3 protein-coding genes and 1 pseudogene are annotated in these 20,078 nt (G+C 75.0%); 1 reads left to right on the top strand and 3 read right to left on the bottom strand.

All coding sequences use genetic code 11. From position 1 onward, the window contains the following. The first annotated feature begins 96 nt into the window (after positions 1–96). On the top strand, positions 97–8,466 hold the full coding sequence (locus tag MQV74_RS40190) for an amino acid adenylation domain-containing protein (protein WP_441349350.1): 8,370 nt from the start codon (positions 97–99) through the stop codon (positions 8,464–8,466). Here MQV74_RS40190 and MQV74_RS40185 read toward each other — a convergent pair. The 3 genes and pseudogenes from MQV74_RS40185 to MQV74_RS40175 form a co-directional block, all read right to left on the bottom strand. Next, positions 8,363–16,444 (bottom strand): annotated as a pseudogene (locus tag MQV74_RS40185) (amino acid adenylation domain-containing protein); the annotation flags it as partial. The gene MQV74_RS40190 and the pseudogene MQV74_RS40185 overlap by 104 nt on opposite strands. 103 nt (positions 16,445–16,547) lie before the next feature. Beyond that, positions 16,548–17,897, bottom strand: a complete 1,350-nt coding sequence (locus tag MQV74_RS40180; protein ID WP_242728456.1) for a serine hydrolase domain-containing protein — start codon at positions 17,895–17,897, stop codon at positions 16,548–16,550. Between the two features lie 85 nt (positions 17,898–17,982). Then, positions 17,983–19,203: a cytochrome P450 gene (locus MQV74_RS40175; protein WP_242728455.1), complete on the bottom strand. Its 1,221-nt coding sequence runs from the start codon at positions 19,201–19,203 to the stop codon at positions 17,983–17,985. Positions 19,204–20,078 lie beyond the last annotated feature (875 nt).

Raw genomic sequence — 20,078 nt, 5'->3', positions numbered from 1 at the left:
CAGCTCCGGCGTGAGCACGCCCCGGCCCTGCCCTGCCGGGGAGCAACCCGTGCCCGCGCGCACCCGCACCGTCCCCGCGCCGAAGGACATCCCCCCATGACGGACCTGCATGACAAGCCCACCGCGGCGACCAACCCGCCGTCGGCCGACCACGCCGCCGCAGGCGGCGGAGGCGGGAGCTCCGGTGCGCACCCGCACCCGTCGCTCGGTGAGCTGTTCGCCGCATGGGTGGCCCGCACGCCCGACGCGCCCGCGGTCACCGACGGCCGACGGACGTGGTCCTACCGGGAGTTGGCACAGCGAGCCGACCGCCTCGCCGCCGACCTCGTACGTCGCGGGGCCGGACCGGACCGCACGGTGGCGCTCGTCCTGCCGCGATCGATGGAACTGATCGCGGCAGAGATCGCCGTGACACGTGCTAGTGCCGCCTTCCTGCCCGTGGACCCGGGCTACCCCGCCGAGCGGCGCGCGCTGATGCTGGCCGACGCCGCACCCGTGGTGGTCCTCGACGACCCGGCCCGGGTCCGCGCCGTCCTCGACGACGCGACCGCGCCGGTGCCCGACCGGTGGCCCGGGCCGGTGGGCGCCGACCACGCGGCGTACGTCATCTACACCTCCGGCTCCACCGGCACCCCCAAGGGCGTGACCGTCACCCACCGGGGCATCGCGGGCTTCAGCCGCGGCTGCGCCGAGCAGTACGCCGTACGGCCCGGCGACCGGATCCTGCAGTTCTCCTCGCCCAGCTTCGACGCCGCCGTCCTCGAACTGTGCAGCTCCGTCCTGTCCGGAGCCACCCTCGTGGTGCCGCCTGACGGACCGTGGCTCGGCGACGAACTCGCCGCCGTCCTCGACGAGCACCGCATCACCCACGCCCTGATCCCGCCCGCCGCCCTCGCCACCCTGCCCGACCCGGCGCACAGCGCCGCGGGCAGCCACCTGAGCACCCTGATCGTGGGAGCGGAGGCCTGCCCGCCGGCCCTCGTCGACCGCTGGGCCCCCGGCCGCCGGATGATCAACTCCTACGGCCCCACCGAAGCGACCGTCGTCGCCTCCTGGACCGGACCGCTGGCCGCGGGCAGCGGCGCGCCGAGCATCGGCACCCCGCTGTCCGGCACCCGGGTACACGTCCTCGACGCGGCGATGCGCCCCGTCGCACCCGGCGCCGACGGCGAGCTGTACGTGGGCGGGGACGGCGTGGCCCGCGGCTACCACGGCCGCCCCGGCCTGACCGCCACCCGCTTCGTCGCCAGCCCCTTCGGCCCGCCCGGCACCCGGCTCTACCGCACCGGCGACCGCGCCCGCTGGAACGCCGAAGGAGAGCTGGAGTTCCTCGGCCGCGCCGACCGCCAGGTCAAGGTCCGCGGCTTTCGCATCGAACCCGGCGAGATCGAGGCCGTGCTCCTGCGCCACCCCGGCGTGCGCGAGGCCGTCGTCGTGGTGCGCGAGGACGACCCGGGACGGCGACGGCTCGTCGGCTACGTCACGCCCACCGACGCCGCCCGCGCCCCGGAGCCCGCGGCGCTGCGCGCGGCGACCGCCACCGCCCTGCCCGCGCACATGGTCCCGGCCGCCGTCGTCGTCCTGGACGAACTCCCCCTCACCAGCCACCACAAGGTGGACCACCGCGCCCTGCCCGCCCCCGTCCGCGAGACCGGCGACGGCTGGACCCAGCCGCGCACCCCGCAGGAAGAGGCGCTGGCGGCCATCTGGGCCGAGGTCCTCGCCGTCGACGCCGTGGGCGCCGACGACGACTTCTTCGACCTGGGCGGCGACTCCGTCCTCGCCGCCCGGACGCTGTCACGGATCACCGAGGAACTGGGCGTACGCCTCGCGGTGCGCGACGTGTTCACCGCCCGGACCGTCGCCGCTCTCGCCCCGCTCCTCGGCGACCCGTCCGCCACCGCACCGCCCGAGCCGATACCGACCGCCCCGCGCGGCGGCCCGCTGCCCCTGTCCAGCGCGCAGCAGCGGCTGTGGTTCCTGGACGACCTCACCGAGGGCGGCACGGAGTACAACACCGGCGTGGCCCTGCGGCTGCGCGGCGACCTCGACGGCGCGGCCCTGCGCCGCGCCCTGGACCGGCTCGCCGCCCGCCACGACGCGCTGCGCACCACGTTCGCCACGGTCGAAGGACAGGGCGTGCAGCACGTCAGCACGGCAGCCGAACTGCCGCTGCGCACGGCCGACGTGGCGCACGTGCCCGCCGCCCGGCGCGCCGAGGTCGCCGAACGGCTCCTCACCGAGGAGCTCGGCCGCGCCTTCGACCTGGCCACGGGCCCCCTCACGCGGGCGCTCCTCATCCGCGTCACCGACGGGGAACACCTGCTGCTCCTCGCCCAGCACCACATCGTCACCGACGGCTGGTCGGTGGGCCTGCTCACCCGCGAACTGGCCGCGCTCTACCACGCGGAGGCGACCGGAACCCCCGACGGTCTGCCCGCGCCCACCGTGCAGTACCCGGACTTCGCGGTGTGGGAGCGGCGACAGCGCTCCTCCGGCACCGACAGCGACGACCTCGCGTACTGGAAGCGGCATCTGACGGGCATGCAGCAGCTCGACCTGCCCACCGACCGGCCCCGGCCGCCGGTGCGCACCACCGCCGGCGCCGCGCACCGCCACCCGATCCCGGCGGACCTCGTCGAGCGGCTGCGGCAGCTGGCCGCGGGCCGCGGCACGACCTTGTTCACCCTGTTCGCCGCGGCGGCGGCCGTGCTGTTCTCCCGGTACTCCGGCCAGCGGGACGTGGCCTTCGGCACCGTCACCAACGGGCGTGGACGCCGCGACCTGGAGGACGTGACCGGCTTCTTCGCCAACACCGTGGTGCTGCGCGAGGAAGTCGACGACACCACCACCGTCGGCCGGTTCGTGGAACGCATGCGCGCGACCGTCCTGGACGCCTTCGCCCACGACGGGGTGCCCTTCGACCGCGTCGTGGAGGAACTGGCACCGCCTCGCGACCCCAGCCGTACGCCGCTGGTGCAGGCGCTCGTGGTCCAGCAGACGGCCCCCGCCCACCCGCCGCGGGCCGGTGCGGTGCGCGTCGAGGAGCACCCGCTGCCGCGCCCGGCCTCCCGCTTCGACCTGGTCCTTGAGTTCGCGCCGCGCCCGGACGGCGGCCGCGAGCTGACCGTCGAGTTCAACACCGATCTGTTCGACGTGGACACGGTCGCCCGGATGAGCCGCCATCTGCACCGCCTCCTGGAGGACATGGCGGACGGCCCGCACCGGACGCTGGCCGAGCTGCCCCTGCTCCTGGAGGGCGAGCGGCGCACCCTCCTGGAGACCTGGAACCCGCCCGCGCGCACCGGGCACGACGACACCGCGAGCACGCTGCCGACGCTCTTCGAGGCCCAAGTGGCCCGCACCCCCGAGCGCACGGCCGTGGACTGCGGCACCACACGCCTCGACTACGCCGAGGTGAACCGGCGCGCCAACCGCATCGCCCGGCAGCTCGTCGCCCGCGGCGCCGGGCCCGAGACGCTGGTGGCCCTGTGCCTGCCGCGCACCGCCGACCTGGTCCCGGCCCTGTGGGGCGTCCTGAAGTCCGGCGCGGGCTATCTGCCCGTGGACCCCGGCTACCCCGCCGAGCGCATCCGCTTCATGCTCGCCGACGCCGAACCGGCCCTCGTCGTCGCGGGCCGCGCGACCGCGGGCGCGCTGCCCGCGGACTGCGAGCCGCTGCTCCTGGAGGACTGCCTGGCCGACGGCGCGGACCTGCCGGGGGACACGGACCTGACGGCGGCGGACCTGGCACGCCCGCTCGTCCCCGACCATCCCGCGTACGTCATCTACACCTCGGGGTCGACCGGCCGCCCCAAGGGCGTCGTGGTAGCCCACCGCAGCGTGGCGGCGCTCGCCGAGTGGGTGGCGGAGCGGTTCGGGCCCGAGCGCCTCTCCCATGTGATCGCCTCGACGTCGCTCAACTTCGACGTGTCGGTGTTCGAGTTGATCTGCCCCCTGCTCGCGGGCGGCAGCATCGAGGTGGTCGCGGACCTCGCCGCCCTCGCCGAGGCCCCCGACCTGCGCAGCGCCGGACTCGTCAGCGGCGTGCCGTCCGTGATCGCGCGGCTGCTCACCGAGGGCCACACGGCGATCGCCTCGGACACGTTCGTCCTGGCCGGGGAGGCACTGCCCGCGCAGACCGTGCGCGACCTGCGGCGGGCCATGCCGTTCTGCGAAGTGGCCAACATATACGGCCCGACCGAGGCCACGGTCTACGCCACCGCCTGGTTCGCCGACGACACCGAACCCGACCAGGCCCCGCCGATCGGCAGGCCCGTGGCGCGCACCCGCGCCTACGTCCTCGACCACCTGTTGCGCCCCCAGCCCCCGGGCGTGACGGGTGAGCTGTACCTCGGCGGCGGCGGCCTCGCCCGCGGCTATCTGCGCCGCCCCGGTCTGACCGCGACCCGCTTCCTCGCCGACCCCTTCGGCGCCCCCGGGGACCGGATGTACCGCACCGGTGACCTGGTGCGCTGGACCCAGGCGGGTGAACTGGAGTACCTGGGCCGCACCGACCAGCAGGTCAAGGTGCGCGGCTTCCGCATCGAGCTGGGCGAGGTGGAGGAGGCCCTGCTGCGCTGCGAGGGCGTTGCACAGGCGGCCGCCGCCGCCCGCGAGAGCGAAGGACACCGGCGCCTGGTGGGCTACGTCGTGCCCGCCCCGGGCAAGCGGGTGGACCCGGACGCGGTGCGCCGGGAACTCGGCCGCGCCCTGCCCGACTACCTGGTCCCCGCCGTCGTCGTCGGGCTGAGCGCGCTGCCCCTGAACCCCAACGGCAAGCTGGACCGCGACCGGCTCCCCGACCCCGGGCCCGTCGGGCGCGCCGCCCGCCACGTGCCGCCGCGCACCCCCACCGAACGGCTCCTCGCCGGGATCTGGGCGGACGTCCTGCACGTGGAGCGGGTCGGGGCGGACGACAACTTCTTCGCGCTCGGCGGCGACTCCATCCTCAGCATCCAAGTCGTCGCCCGCGCCCGGCAGGAGGGCCTGACGGTCACCTCCCGCGATGTGTACCGGCACCAGACGGTGGCCGATCTCGCCCGCTGCGCGGACGCCGCGGAAGGCGGCAGGACCGCCGCCCCCGTGCAGGTGGCGGCCACCGGACCGGCGCCGCTGACGCCCATCCAGCACTGGCTGTTCGACAGCGTCGGCGACCGGTCCGGCCACTTCGCCCAGACCCTGTCGGCGGAGCTGCGCGAGGCGGTCGACGCGGCGGCCCTGGAGGACGCGCTCAACGACCTGGTCGCCCACCACGACGCGCTGCGCTCCCACTTCGTGACCGACGGCTCCACGGGCTCCGACGGCTCCACAGGCTCTGACGGCTCCACGGGTCCTGACGGCCCCGTCACCGCCCGTTGGCACATCGGTGAACGGACCCCGCGCCTGCGCCTGGCACGCCACACGGGCCCCGACGCCGACGCGCCGCACCTGGGCCCCTTCGACCTGCGCGAGGGCCCGCTGCTGCGCGCCGTCCTGCACGAGCGGGGCAGGGGGCTGCGGCCCGTCCTGCACCTGGCCGTCCACCACCTCGTGGTCGACGGCGTCTCCTGGCGCGTCCTGCTCGAAGACCTCGACCTGGCCTACCGCGCCCGCCGCGAGGGCCGCGACGCCACGGCGGCCCTGCCCGCCAAGTCGTCGCCGCTGCGCCACTGGGCACAGCGTCTTGCCGCGCACGCGGCCGACGGCGGCTTCGCCGACGAGACGGCGTACTGGACCCGCGCGCTCGCGGGCGCCGAGGCGGCCCTGCCCACGGACGGGGCGGGCCCCGACACCTACGCCTCGGCCCGCTCGGTGACCGTACGCCTCACGCCCGAGGACACCACCGCGCTCCTGCGCACGCTGCCCGACACCTACCGCACCCGGGTCAACGACGTGCTCCTGAGCGCGCTCGGCCGCGTGCTGTGCGCGTGGACCGGCCACGAGCGGCTCCTGGTGGACGTCGAGGGGCACGGGCGCGAAGAGCTGTTCGCCGACGTCGACACCAGCCGGACCGTCGGCTGGTTCACCACCCGCCACCCCGTCGCGCTCGCGGTCCCGGCCGATGCCGGCTGGGACGCCGTGCTCAAGCAGGTCAAGGAGCAACTGCGCGCGGTGCCCCGGCACGGCCTGGGGCACGACGCGCTGCGCCACCTGACCGGGCCCGAGACGGCGCCCGCCGGGCCCGCCGCGCAGGTCAGCTTCAACTACCTGGGCCGGTTCGGGCTCCCGGACGCGCCGGACGGCCTGTACGGCGGACCGTTCCGCCCCCTCGAACTGGACGCCGACCCGCTGTCCGCGCGCCCGCACCCGCTGGAGGTCGTGGGGCAGCTGGACGGCGACGCACTGGAGTTCACCTGGTTCTACTCCGACGCGCTGCACCACGAGGCGACCGTCGCGGAGCTCGCCGCCGGGTTCGCGGACGCGCTCGCCGGGATCGCCCGGCACGCGGCCCGGCCCGGCACCGGCGGCCGCACCCCGTCGGACTTCCCGTTGGCGCGGCTCGACCAGCGGGCCGTGGACCGCGTCGTGGGCGACGCCCCCGACGCGGTCGAGGACGTCCACGCGCTGACGCCCACCCAGGCGGGGATGCTCTTCCACGGCCTGTCGCAGGACGACCAGAGCGTGTACTTCCAGCAGGTGTCGTTCGTCCTGGACGGCGTGCCCGACCCCGCCGCCCTCGCGGCGGCCTGGCAGCACGTGACGGACCGCACCCCGGTGCTCCGCTCCCGCGCGGTGTGGCAGGACGTGCCCGAACCGCTCCTCGTGGTGCGGCGCCACGCGACCGTGCCGGTCACGCACCTGGACTGGCGCGAGCTGACCGACGACGAGCGGGCCGACGCGCTGCGGGACCTGCTCGACCGGGACCGCGAGCGCGGCGTCGACCTGGCGTGCGCCCCGCTCCAGCGCATCGCCCTGGCCCGGCTCTCCGAGACCTCCGTACGCGTGGTGTGGTCCTTCCACCACCTGATCCTGGACGGCTGGAGCCTGTTCCAGGTCCTGTCCGACGTGTTCGCCCGCCACGCGCGGCCGTCCGGCTCCGCGGACGAGGGAGACCCGCTGCCCGTGCGGCGCCCCTTCAGCGACTACGTGGCCTGGCTGCGCGACCGCGACGACGACCGGGCCGAGCGGCACTGGCGCGACCGCCTCGGGGGGCTGACCGAGGGCACCGCGCTGCCCTACGACCGCGAGCCGCGCGAGACCCACCACGCGGAGTCCACCGAGGCGGTCCGCGTCACGGTGCCGCAGGCCACGACGCGCGCCCTGGAGGACCTGGCCAAGGCCGCGGGCCTGACCCTGAACACCCTGGTCCAGGGCGCCTGGGCGCTCCTCCTGAGCCGTCTGGCGGGCCGGGACGAGGTCGTCTTCGGCACCACCGTCTCCGGCCGCCCGCCCGAGCTGCCGGGCGCCGACTCCATCACCGGCCTGTTCATCACGACCCTGCCCACCCGCGTCCGGGTGGCGCGCGACGGCACCCTCGCCGACTGGCTGGGCGCCCTCCAGTACGACCAGAGCGAGGACCGCCGCTTCGACCACGTGCCGCTCACACGGATGAAGGCCCTCACCGAACTCCCCGAGCGGGCCAGCCTGTTCGACAGCATCGTCGTCTTCGAGAACTACCCCGTCGACGACGACCTCGCCGCCGCCCACGGGCTGCGCCTGAGCGACCTCGACGGCATCGAGACCACCAACTACCCGCTCAGCCTGGTCGCCTACCCCGGTGCGGAACTCGGCCTGCGCCTGGGCTATGACCCCGCGCTCTTCGACGCCGCCACGGTCGCCCGCCTGGGCGAGTACCTCACCGTGCTCTTCGACGGCATGGCCGCGGGACCCGAGCGCCCGCCCGCGCGGCTGCCGCTGCTCACCCCCGCCCGCCGCCGCCAGGTCGTCGACGAGTGGAACGACACCGCCACCGCCCTCCCCGAGGCGACGGTCGCGGAGCTGTGGAGGGCACAGGCGCGCCGCACGCCCGACGCCGTGGCCCTGGAGGCCGGTGCCGACCGGCTCACCTACCGGGACCTGAACGTCCGGGCCACGGCGCTCGCCGCCCGGCTCGCCGCCCGGGGCGTCACGGCCGAAGTGCCGGTCGGCGTCCTCATGGACCGCTCGGCCGGCCTGGTCGTCGTCCAGCTCGCGCTCGCCCTCGCCGGGGGCGTCTACGTCCCCCTCGACGGCCGGGCTCCGAGCGAGCGGCTGCGGCGCATGCTCGCCGAGGTCGGCGCGGACCTCGTCCTGACGGACGCCGAGTGGGAGCGGACGGCGCGGGACGTGCTGCCCGACGGGACCGTGCTGCGGCCCGACCGCGAGCCCGAGGGCGGAGCGCCGGACGCTCCCACTCGGCGTCCGTCAGGACGAGGTCCGCGCCGACCTCGGCGAGCATGCGCCGCAGCCGCTCGCTCGGAGCCCGGCCGTCGAGGGGGACGTAGACGCCCCCGGCGAGGGCGAGCGCGAGCTGGACGACGACCAGGCCGGCCGAGCGGTCCATGAGGACGCCGACCGGCACTTCGGCCGTGACGCCCCGGGCGGCGAGCCGGGCGGCGAGCGCCGTGGCCCGGACGTTCAGGTCCCGGTAGGTGAGCCGGTCGGCACCGGCCTCCAGGGCCACGGCGTCGGGCGTGCGGCGCGCCTGTGCCCTCCACAGCTCCGCGACCGTCGCCTCGGGGAGGGCGGTGGCGGTGTCGTTCCACTCGTCGACGACCTGGCGGCGGCGGGCGGGGGTGAGCAGCGGCAGCCGCGCGGGCGGGCGCTCGGGTCCCGCGGCCATGCCGTCGAAGAGCACGGTGAGGTACTCGCCCAGGCGGGCGACCGTGGCGGCGTCGAAGAGCGCGGGGTCATAGCCCAGGCGCAGGCCGAGTTCCGCACCGGGGTAGGCGACCAGGCTGAGCGGGTAGTTGGTGGTCTCGATGCCGTCGAGGTCGCTCAGGCGCAGCCCGTGGGCGGCGGCGAGGTCGTCGTCGACGGGGTAGTTCTCGAAGACGACGATGCTGTCGAACAGGCTGGCCCGCTCGGGGAGTTCGGTGAGGGCCTTCATCCGTGTGAGCGGCACGTGGTCGAAGCGGCGGTCCTCGCTCTGGTCGTACTGGAGGGCGCCCAGCCAGTCGGCGAGGGTGCCGTCGCGCGCCACCCGGACGCGGGTGGGCAGGGTCGTGATGAACAGGCCGGTGATGGAGTCGGCGCCCGGCAGCTCGGGCGGGCGGCCGGAGACGGTGGTGCCGAAGACGACCTCGTCCCGGCCCGCCAGACGGCTCAGGAGGAGCGCCCAGGCGCCCTGGACCAGGGTGTTCAGGGTCAGGCCCGCGGCCTTGGCCAGGTCCTCCAGGGCGCGCGTCGTGGCCTGCGGCACCGTGACGCGGACCGCCTCGGTGGACTCCGCGTGGTGGGTCTCGCGCGGCTCGCGGTCGTAGGGCAGCGCGGTGCCCTCGGTCAGCCCCCCGAGGCGGTCGCGCCAGTGCCGCTCGGCCCGGTCGTCGTCGCGGTCGCGCAGCCAGGCCACGTAGTCGCTGAAGGGGCGCCGCACGGGCAGCGGGTCTCCCTCGTCCGCGGAGCCGGACGGCCGCGCGTGGCGGGCGAACACGTCGGACAGGACCTGGAACAGGCTCCAGCCGTCCAGGATCAGGTGGTGGAAGGACCACACCACGCGTACGGAGGTCTCGGAGAGCCGGGCCAGGGCGATGCGCTGGAGCGGGGCGCACGCCAGGTCGACGCCGCGCTCGCGGTCCCGGTCGAGCAGGTCCCGCAGCGCGTCGGCCCGCTCGTCGTCGGTCAGCTCGCGCCAGTCCAGGTGCGTGACCGGCACGGTCGCGTGGCGCCGCACCACGAGGAGCGGTTCGGGCACGTCCTGCCACACCGCGCGGGAGCGGAGCACCGGGGTGCGGTCCGTCACGTGCTGCCAGGCCGCCGCGAGGGCGGCGGGGTCGGGCACGCCGTCCAGGACGAACGACACCTGCTGGAAGTACACGCTCTGGTCGTCCTGCGACAGGCCGTGGAAGAGCATCCCCGCCTGGGTGGGCGTCAGCGCGTGGACGTCCTCGACCGCGTCGGGGGCGTCGCCCACGACGCGGTCCACGGCCCGCTGGTCGAGCCGCGCCAACGGGAAGTCCGACGGGGTGCGGCCGCCGGTGCCGGGCCGGGCCGCGTGCCGGGCGATCCCGGCGAGCGCGTCCGCGAACCCGGCGGCGAGCTCCGCGACGGTCGCCTCGTGGTGCAGCGCGTCGGAGTAGAACCAGGTGAACTCCAGTGCGTCGCCGTCCAGCTGCCCCACGACCTCCAGCGGGTGCGGGCGCGCGGACAGCGGGTCGGCGTCCAGTTCGAGGGGGCGGAACGGTCCGCCGTACAGGCCGTCCGGCGCGTCCGGGAGCCCGAACCGGCCCAGGTAGTTGAAGCTGACCTGCGCGGCGGGCCCGGCGGGCGCCGTCTCGGGCCCGGTCAGGTGGCGCAGCGCGTCGTGCCCCAGGCCGTGCCGGGGCACCGCGCGCAGTTGCTCCTTGACCTGCTTGAGCACGGCGTCCCAGCCGGCATCGGCCGGGACCGCGAGCGCGACGGGGTGGCGGGTGGTGAACCAGCCGACGGTCCGGCTGGTGTCGACGTCGGCGAACAGCTCTTCGCGCCCGTGCCCCTCGACGTCCACCAGGAGCCGCTCGTGGCCGGTCCACGCGCACAGCACGCGGCCGAGCGCGCTCAGGAGCACGTCGTTGACCCGGGTGCGGTAGGTGTCGGGCAGCGTGCGCAGGAGCGCGGTGGTGTCCTCGGGCGTGAGGCGTACGGTCACCGAGCGGGCCGAGGCGTAGGTGTCGGGGCCCGCCCCGTCCGTGGGCAGGGCCGCCTCGGCGCCCGCGAGCGCGCGGGTCCAGTACGCCGTCTCGTCGGCGAAGCCGCCGTCGGCCGCGTGCGCGGCAAGACGCTGTGCCCAGTGGCGCAGCGGCGACGACTTGGCGGGCAGGGCCGCCGTGGCGTCGCGGCCCTCGCGGCGGGCGCGGTAGGCCAGGTCGAGGTCTTCGAGCAGGACGCGCCAGGAGACGCCGTCGACCACGAGGTGGTGGACGGCCAGGTGCAGGACGGGCCGCAGCCCCCTGCCCCGCTCGTGCAGGACGGCGCGCAGCAGCGGGCCCTCGCGCAGGTCGAAGGGGCCCAGGTGCGGCGCGTCGGCGTCGGGGCCCGTGTGGCGTGCCAGGCGCAGGCGCGGGGTCCGTTCACCGATGTGCCAACGGGCGGTGACGGGGCCGTCAGGACCCGTGGAGCCGTCAGAGCCTGTGGAGCCGTCGGAGCCCGTGGAGCCGTCGGTCACGAAGTGGGAGCGCAGCGCGTCGTGGTGGGCGACCAGGTCGTTGAGCGCGTCCTCCAGGGCCGCCGCGTCGACCGCCTCGCGCAGCTCCGCCGACAGGGTCTGGGCGAAGTGGCCGGACCGGTCGCCGACGCTGTCGAACAGCCAGTGCTGGATGGGCGTCAGCGGCGCCGGTCCGGTGGCCGCCACCTGCACGGGGGCGGCGGTCCTGCCGCCTTCCGCGGCGTCCGCGCAGCGGGCGAGATCGGCCACCGTCTGGTGCCGGTACACATCGCGGGAGGTGACCGTCAGGCCCTCCTGCCGGGCGCGGGCGACGACTTGGATGCTGAGGATGGAGTCGCCGCCGAGCGCGAAGAAGTTGTCGTCCGCCCCGACCCGCTCCACGTGCAGGACGTCCGCCCAGATCCCGGCGAGGAGCCGTTCGGTGGGGGTGCGCGGCGGCACGTGGCGGGCGGCGCGCCCGACGGGCCCGGGGTCGGGGAGCCGGTCGCGGTCCAGCTTGCCGTTGGGGTTCAGGGGCAGCGCGCTCAGCCCGACGACGACGGCGGGGACCAGGTAGTCGGGCAGGGCGCGGCCGAGTTCCCGGCGCACCGCGTCCGGGTCCACCCGCTTGCCCGGGGCGGGCACGACGTAGCCCACCAGGCGCCGGTGTCCTTCGCTCTCGCGGGCGGCGGCGGCCGCCTGTGCAACGCCCTCGCAGCGCAGCAGGGCCTCCTCCACCTCGCCCAGCTCGATGCGGAAGCCGCGCACCTTGACCTGCTGGTCGGTGCGGCCCAGGTACTCCAGTTCACCCGCCTGGGTCCAGCGCACCAGGTCACCGGTGCGGTACATCCGGTCCCCGGGGGCGCCGAAGGGGTCGGCGAGGAAGCGGGTCGCGGTCAGACCGGGGCGGCGCAGATAGCCGCGGGCGAGGCCGCCGCCGCCGAGGTACAGCTCACCCGTCACGCCCGGGGGCTGGGGGCGCAACAGGTGGTCGAGGACGTAGGCGCGGGTGCGCGCCACGGGCCTGCCGATCGGCGGGGCCTGGTCGGGTTCGGTGTCGTCGGCGAACCAGGCGGTGGCGTAGACCGTGGCCTCGGTCGGGCCGTATATGTTGGCCACTTCGCAGAACGGCATGGCCCGCCGCAGGTCGCGCACGGTCTGCGCGGGCAGTGCCTCCCCGGCCAGGACGAACGTGTCCGAGGCGATCGCCGTGTGGCCCTCGGTGAGCAGCCGCGCGATCACGGACGGCACGCCGCTGACGAGTCCGGCGCTGCGCAGGTCGGGGGCCTCGGCGAGGGCGGCGAGGTCCGCGACCACCTCGATGCTGCCGCCCGCGAGCAGGGGGCAGATCAACTCGAACACCGACACGTCGAAGTTGAGCGACGTCGAGGCGATCACATGGGAGAGGCGCTCGGGCCCGAACCGCTCCGCCACCCACTCGGCGAGCGCCGCCACGCTGCGGTGGGCTACCACGACGCCCTTGGGGCGGCCGGTCGACCCCGAGGTGTAGATGACGTACGCGGGATGGTCGGGGACGAGCGGGCGTGCCAGGTCCGCCGCCGTCAGGTCCGTGTCCCCCGGCAGGTCCGCGCCGTCGGCCAGGCAGTCCTCCAGGAGCAGCGGCTCGCAGTCCGCGGGCAGCGCGCCCGCGGTCGCGCGGCCCGCGACGACGAGGGCCGGTTCGGCGTCGGCGAGCATGAAGCGGATGCGCTCGGCGGGGTAGCCGGGGTCCACGGGCAGATAGCCCGCGCCGGACTTCAGGACGCCCCACAGGGCCGGGACCAGGTCGGCGGTGCGCGGCAGGCACAGGGCCACCAGCGTCTCGGGCCCGGCGCCGCGGGCGACGAGCTGCCGGGCGATGCGGTTGGCGCGCCGGTTCACCTCGGCGTAGTCGAGGCGTGTGGTGCCGCAGTCCACGGCCGTGCGCTCGGGGGTGCGGGCCACTTGGGCCTCGAAGAGCGTCGGCAGCGTGCTCGCGGTGTCGTCGTGCCCGGTGCGCGCGGGCGGGTTCCAGGTCTCCAGGAGGGTGCGCCGCTCGCCCTCCAGGAGCAGGGGCAGCTCGGCCAGCGTCCGGTGCGGGCCGTCCGCCATGTCCTCCAGGAGGCGGTGCAGATGGCGGCTCATCCGGGCGACCGTGTCCACGTCGAACAGATCGGTGTTGAACTCGACGGTCAGCTCGCGGCCGCCGTCCGGGCGCGGCGCGAACTCAAGGACCAGGTCGAAGCGGGAGGCCGGGCGCGGCAGCGGGTGCTCCTCGACGCGCACCGCACCGGCCCGCGGCGGGTGGGCGGGGGCCGTCTGCTGGACCACGAGCGCCTGCACCAGCGGCGTACGGCTGGGGTCGCGAGGCGGTGCCAGTTCCTCCACGACGCGGTCGAAGGGCACCCCGTCGTGGGCGAAGGCGTCCAGGACGGTCGCGCGCATGCGTTCCACGAACCGGCCGACGGTGGTGGTGTCGTCGACTTCCTCGCGCAGCACCACGGTGTTGGCGAAGAAGCCGGTCACGTCCTCCAGGTCGCGGCGTCCACGCCCGTTGGTGACGGTGCCGAAGGCCACGTCCCGCTGGCCGGAGTACCGGGAGAACAGCACGGCCGCCGCCGCGGCGAACAGGGTGAACAAGGTCGTGCCGCGGCCCGCGGCCAGCTGCCGCAGCCGCTCGACGAGGTCCGCCGGGATCGGGTGGCGGTGCGCGGCGCCGGCGGTGGTGCGCACCGGCGGCCGGGGCCGGTCGGTGGGCAGGTCGAGCTGCTGCATGCCCGTCAGATGCCGCTTCCAGTACGCGAGGTCGTCGCTGTCGGTGCCGGAGGAGCGCTGTCGCCGCTCCCACACCGCGAAGTCCGGGTACTGCACGGTGGGCGCGGGCAGACCGTCGGGGGTTCCGGTCGCCTCCGCGTGGTAGAGCGCGGCCAGTTCGCGGGTGAGCAGGCCCACCGACCAGCCGTCGGTGACGATGTGGTGCTGGGCGAGGAGCAGCAGGTGTTCCCCGTCGGTGACGCGGATGAGGAGCGCCCGCGTGAGGGGGCCCGTGGCCAGGTCGAAGGCGCGGCCGAGCTCCTCGGTGAGGAGCCGTTCGGCGACCTCGGCGCGCCGGGCGGCGGGCACGTGCGCCACGTCGGCCGTGCGCAGCGGCAGTTCGGCTGCCGTGCTGACGTGCTGCACGCCCTGTCCTTCGACCGTGGCGAACGTGGTGCGCAGCGCGTCGTGGCGGGCGGCGAGCCGGTCCAGGGCGCGGCGCAGGGCCGCGCCGTCGAGGTCGCCGCGCAGCCGCAGGGCCACGCCGGTGTTGTACTCCGTGCCGCCCTCGGTGAGGTCGTCCAGGAACCACAGCCGCTGCTGCGCGCTGGACAGGGGCAGCGGGCCGCCGCGCGGGGCGGTCGGTATCGGCTCGGGCGGTGCGGTGGCGGACGGGTCGCCGAGGAGCGGGGCGAGAGCGGCGACGGTCCGGGCGGTGAACACGTCGCGCACCGCGAGGCGTACGCCCAGTTCCTCGGTGATCCGTGACAGCGTCCGGGCGGCGAGGACGGAGTCGCCGCCCAGGTCGAAGAAGTCGTCGTCGGCGCCCACGGCGTCGACGGCGAGGACCTCGGCCCAGATGGCCGCCAGCGCCTCTTCCTGCGGGGTGCGCGGCTGGGTCCAGCCGTCGCCGGTCTCGCGGACGGGGGCGGGCAGGGCGCGGTGGTCCACCTTGTGGTGGCTGGTGAGGGGGAGTTCGTCCAGGACGACGACGGCGGCCGGGACCATGTGCGCGGGCAGGGCGGTGGCGGTCGCCGCGCGCAGCGCCGCGGGCTCCGGGGCGCGGGCGGCGTCGGTGGGCGTGACGTAGCCGACGAGCCGTCGCCGTCCCGGGTCGTCCTCGCGCACCACGACGACGGCCTCGCGCACGCCGGGGTGGCGCAGGAGCACGGCCTCGATCTCGCCGGGTTCGATGCGAAAGCCGCGGACCTTGACCTGGCGGTCGGCGCGGCCGAGGAACTCCAGCTCTCCTTCGGCGTTCCAGCGGGCGCGGTCGCCGGTGCGGTAGAGCCGGGTGCCGGGCGGGCCGAAGGGGCTGGCGACGAAGCGGGTGGCGGTCAGGCCGGGGCGGCCGTGGTAGCCGCGGGCCACGCCGTCCCCGCCCACGTACAGCTCGCCGTCGGCGCCGGGTGCGACGGGGCGCATCGCCGCGTCGAGGACGTGTACCCGGGTGCCGGACAGCGGGGTGCCGATGCTCGGCGCGCCGCTGCCCGCGGCCAGCGGTCCGGTCCAGGAGGCGACGACGGTCGCTTCGGTGGGGCCGTAGGAGTTGATCATCCGGCGGCCGGGGGCCCAGCGGTCGACGAGGGCCGGCGGGCAGGCCTCCGCTCCCACGATCAGGGTGCTCAGGTGGCTGCCCGCGGCGCTGTGCGCCGGGTCGGGCAGGGTGGCGAGGGCGGCGGGCGGGATCAGGGCGTGGGTGATGCGGTGCTCGTCGAGGACGGCGGCGAGTTCGTCGCCGAGCCACGGTCCGTCAGGCGGCACCACGAGGGTGGCTCCGGACAGGACGGAGCTGCACAGTTCGAGGACGGCGGCGTCGAAGCTGGGCGAGGAGAACTGCAGGATCCGGTCGCCGGGCCGTACGGCGTACTGCTCGGCGCAGCCGCGGCTGAAGCCCGCGATGCCCCGGTGGGTGACGGTCACGCCCTTGGGGGTGCCGGTGGAGCCGGAGGTGTAGATGACGTACGCCGCGTGGTCGGCGCCCACCGGCCCGGGCCACCGGTCGGGCACCGGCGCGGTCGCGTCGTCGAGGACGGCGCGGACCCGGGCCGGGTCGTCGAGGACCACCACGGGTGCGGCGTCGGCCAGCATCAGCGCGCGCCGCTCGGCGGGGTAGCCCGGGTCCACGGGCAGGAAGGCGGCACTAGCACGTGTCACGGCGATCTCTGCCGCGATCAGTTCCATCGATCGCGGCAGGACGAGCGCCACCGTGCGGTCCGGTCCGGCCCCGCGACGTACGAGGTCGGCGGCGAGGCGGTCGGCTCGCTGTGCCAACTCCCGGTAGGACCACGTCCGTCGGCCGTCGGTGACCGCGGGCGCGTCGGGCGTGCGGGCCACCCATGCGGCGAACAGCTCACCGAGCGACGGGTGCGGGTGCGCACCGGAGCTCCCGCCTCCGCCGCCTGCGGCGGCGTGGTCGGCCGACGGCGGGTTGGTCGCCGCGGTGGGCTTGTCATGCAGGTCCGTCATGGGGGGATGTCCTTCGGCGCGGGGACGGTGCGGGTGCGCGCGGGCACGGGTTGCTCCCCGGCAGGGCAGGGCCGGGGCGTGCTCACGCCGGAGCTGGGTGTGCTCAGGAGGTGCGGGTGCGGCGGGCGGTGCGGCCCGAGATCTGCACGCGGTCGACGGTGCCGGTGGCGGCGTCGCGGTGGAAGCGTCCGCCGGGCTCGCGGCGACCGGTGGCCGGGTCGACCAGGTCGCACGTCAGGTCGGCGTAGCAGACCAGGGGCAGCGGGAGGTCGCCGTCCACGGACAGCACTGGGGAGCCGTCGACGTCGAGGGTGATGCGGTATTCGAGGGCGCCGTTGCGGTAGGTGCCGACGCACTCGGGCAGGGCGATGGGTTCGCCCCGCTGTGCGGGTGCCGGAGCGGTCGGCACGCGTACACCGGTGAGCCGGGTGAGGTCGTCGGCGAGGTCCTGCCAGAGGGCGGTGGCGCCGCCGGCGTTGCCGGTGAAGGCGACGACCACGCCGCTGTCGGGCTCGGCCCGCAGATGGCAGGAGGTGCCCTGGGCGTTCCCGTCGTGGCCGCACCACCAGCGGCCGTCCTCCTTGAACAGCGCGACGCCCAGGCCCCAGGCGTCCGCGAGGACCCCCGGGTCGGCGCCGGGCACGGGGGTGCGCATGAGCGCCGCGACGGCGGGCGGCAGCACGGCGGACCGGCCTATCAGGGATCTCCCGAGGGCCGCCAGGTCGAGGGCGCTGGCCAGCAGGGCGCCCGCCGGTGCCTCGACGGCGGCGAGGTTCTGCCGGGCCGGGCGCGGCTGTCCGGTCGCGGTGTTCAGCGCGTGGCCGACGGCGGCCTTGCGGGTGGCGGCGGGCTCGCCGAGGTAGGCGGCCGTGGTGCCGAGGGGCTCCAGGAGCAGGGCGCGGACGGCCTCCTTCCAGGTCATGCCGGTGACGGACTCGATGATCCGTCCGGCGGCGATGTAACCGGCGTTGGAGTACGAGAATCCGGCCCCGGGCGCGAACAGCGTGTCCCGGGCGGCACAGACCTCCGCCAGGTAGCGCGAGACGGTCGCCCCGGCGGCGGTGTCCGAGTCGGGTCCGGTGGGCAGCCCGGCGGTGTGGCTGAGCAGGTGACGTATCGTTACCTCAGGTAACGCGCGTAGCTCGGGTATGAACGAGGCCGCGGGGTCGTCGGGCTCCAGATCGCCGTCGTCGGCGAGGAGCATCACGGCGGCGGCGGTGTAGACCTTGGTGACGGATCCCAGGGGCACGGCGGTGTCCGCGGTGAACGGAGTGCCGGTGGAGGCGTCGGTGGTGCCGGTGTGCACGCTGACCACGTCCGTCCCGGTGTCCACGGTCAGGTGGGCACCGGGGACCCGGTGGGCGCGCGCGAGCACGTCGAGACGGTCCTGCAGGGCTTCGCGTAAGCGGGACGGCGACCGCTCGATGATCGTGGCGGCGGTGGTGTACGGCATGACGAGGTGGCTCCCGTTAACAGTGGCTCAGGGCGGGTGGCGCGACGGCCGGCGGGCTCCGGGCCGGACGTGAGGGCGCGGGTGCTTACGGTCTGACGACGTCGACCGGCAGGTGGCGGACGCCGACGAGGACGGCCGGGTTCTGGTACGTGACGTCGCCGTAGGAGGAGACGGAGAGGTCGCGGAAGCGGTCGAGCAGCATCCGCAGCGCGATGCGGGCCTCCAGGCGGGCCAGGGGCGCGCCGAAGCAGAAGTGGATGCCGTGGCCGAAGGTCAGATGGGGGTTCGGGCTGCGGGTCACGTCCAGGACGTCCGGCTTGGTGAAGCGGTCGGGGTCGCGGTTGGCTGCGCCCAGGTGGGCCATCACCAGGGTGTCGGTGGGCAGTTCGTGACCGCCGAGGACCACGGGGCGGGTGACGCGGCGGCCCAGTTCGGGGAAGGGCGGCAGCCAGCGCAGCACTTCCTCGATGGCGTCGGGCAGCCGTCCGGGGTCGGCGCGCAGGGCGGTGAGCGTGCCGGGGTTGCGGTCGAAGGCGACCAGGGCGTTGCCCAGGAGGGCGGTGGTGGTGATGTGCCCGGCCACGAGGAGCAGGGCGACGAACCCGACCATCTCCTGGTCCTCCAGGCGGACTCCGTCGACCTCGGCGGCGATGAGCTTGCTGATGAGGTCATCGCCGGGCTCGGCGCGCCGGCGGCGGATGTGGTCCAGGACGTAGCCGTTCATCTCGCGCACGGTCGGGGCGATGGCTTCGAGGGCGCGCTCCAGGTCGGCCATGTCGGGAGACTCACCGAGCTGGTCGCCGCCGAAGAGGGTGGCCGCCCACTCCTGGAACAGCGGGTGGTCCTCGGTGGGGATGCCGAGGAGTTCGGCGATCACGATGATGGGCAGGGGGTAGGCCAGCGCGTCGACCATGTCGATCCGGTCGTGGTCGGCCACGGCGTCGAGCAGTCGGGCGCACACGGCTTCGATGCGCGGTTCGAGCCCGTGCACCACGCGCGGGGTGAACGCCTGGCTCACCAGGGTGCGGAACTTGCGGTGCTCGGGCGGGTCCATGCCGACGAAGTTGCCCTGCCTGAAGGCTTCGAAGTCCTCCTGGGAGGGGGCGATCGGGGTCATGTCCGAGGAGTACGTCGCCGAGTCGGCGAGCACGGCGGCAACCCCTTCGTGGTTTACGACGTGCCACACCCCCTGCGCCTCGTCGTGGCGGACCGGGCCGGCCTCGCGCAGGGATCGCCACTGTTCGGTCAGCGCGTCGAACAGTAAGTGGTCCTGTGTCGAGGAGCTGTTGGTCGAATTGCTGGTCACTTCTCTCCCTTGGGTGGGGGGATGCGGAGGCACGACGAAAGCAGGGGGTGGGGCGGTCGCTCGGGCTGAGTCGACTCCGGCACGCGGGGCGGGGCCGCCGTGGCCGTGCGCGGGCCGCATGTCCCCGCGCGCGCCGAAGGGCCCCACGCGGTGAACGCGGTGTGCGGGCAGGCCGATGGAGCGTCCGTCACGGAGGGCGGGCAGGCCCTAGTGGCGGGCGGCGGTGTCCTCACCGACCCGCACGCCTGCTCTCCGCCGTCACCGGGGCCGCTTGGCCTGGCTCAACACGTCCGCCCCTTCGCACTTCGGCTTTCCGTCCGCCCTTCGGCGAAGGGCGGCACCTCGTGTGCGAACCAAGCCGACATCACTCATCCCCCAGTGAAACGATCCTCGCGGCTTTTGCGCGAGATTTCCCCTTGCTCGTACGAATCGGTGGCGCGGGCCCGCGAAGACGGGACTCCCAGCTGCGGACGAGAACGTACGCACATCCCATGGATGCGGTCCTGTGCTTTGCACCACGCATATTCAGAGCACCCTCGCCACAGTCTTCACGGTGGGTCACTCGATAGCAACCCCCAGAAGTTGAACGAAGGGTGCTTCCGCCGTCTGTTTTGCGTAACCGTCGAGTAGCTTTCGAACGGTCTCGTTCGAGCCTCAACAATCCAGTACGGACCGCCGCCACGCGTGTGCCCCGCCGCCCCATGGCCAAACACCCAACCATAGAAATCGCCGCCTTCCGTCCACCCGCATCTGGCCAGTAACGCCTTCGACCAGGAACAGCAGCCGAGCCCCGGCCATGAACGACTGCCGCGATGGAAGATGCTGACCGAATTCGCACCCCCACTGCCCACTTGCCCTCCATCCCACGACATGGA

Origin of the sequence: Streptomyces sp. AN091965 (assembly GCF_022698285.1) — a bacterium.
In the GTDB taxonomy this organism is placed as follows: Bacteria; Actinomycetota; Actinomycetes; order Streptomycetales; family Streptomycetaceae; genus Streptomyces.
Note: the sequence above shows the minus strand (reverse complement) of the source record. Positions and strands in the feature narration are given on the sequence as shown.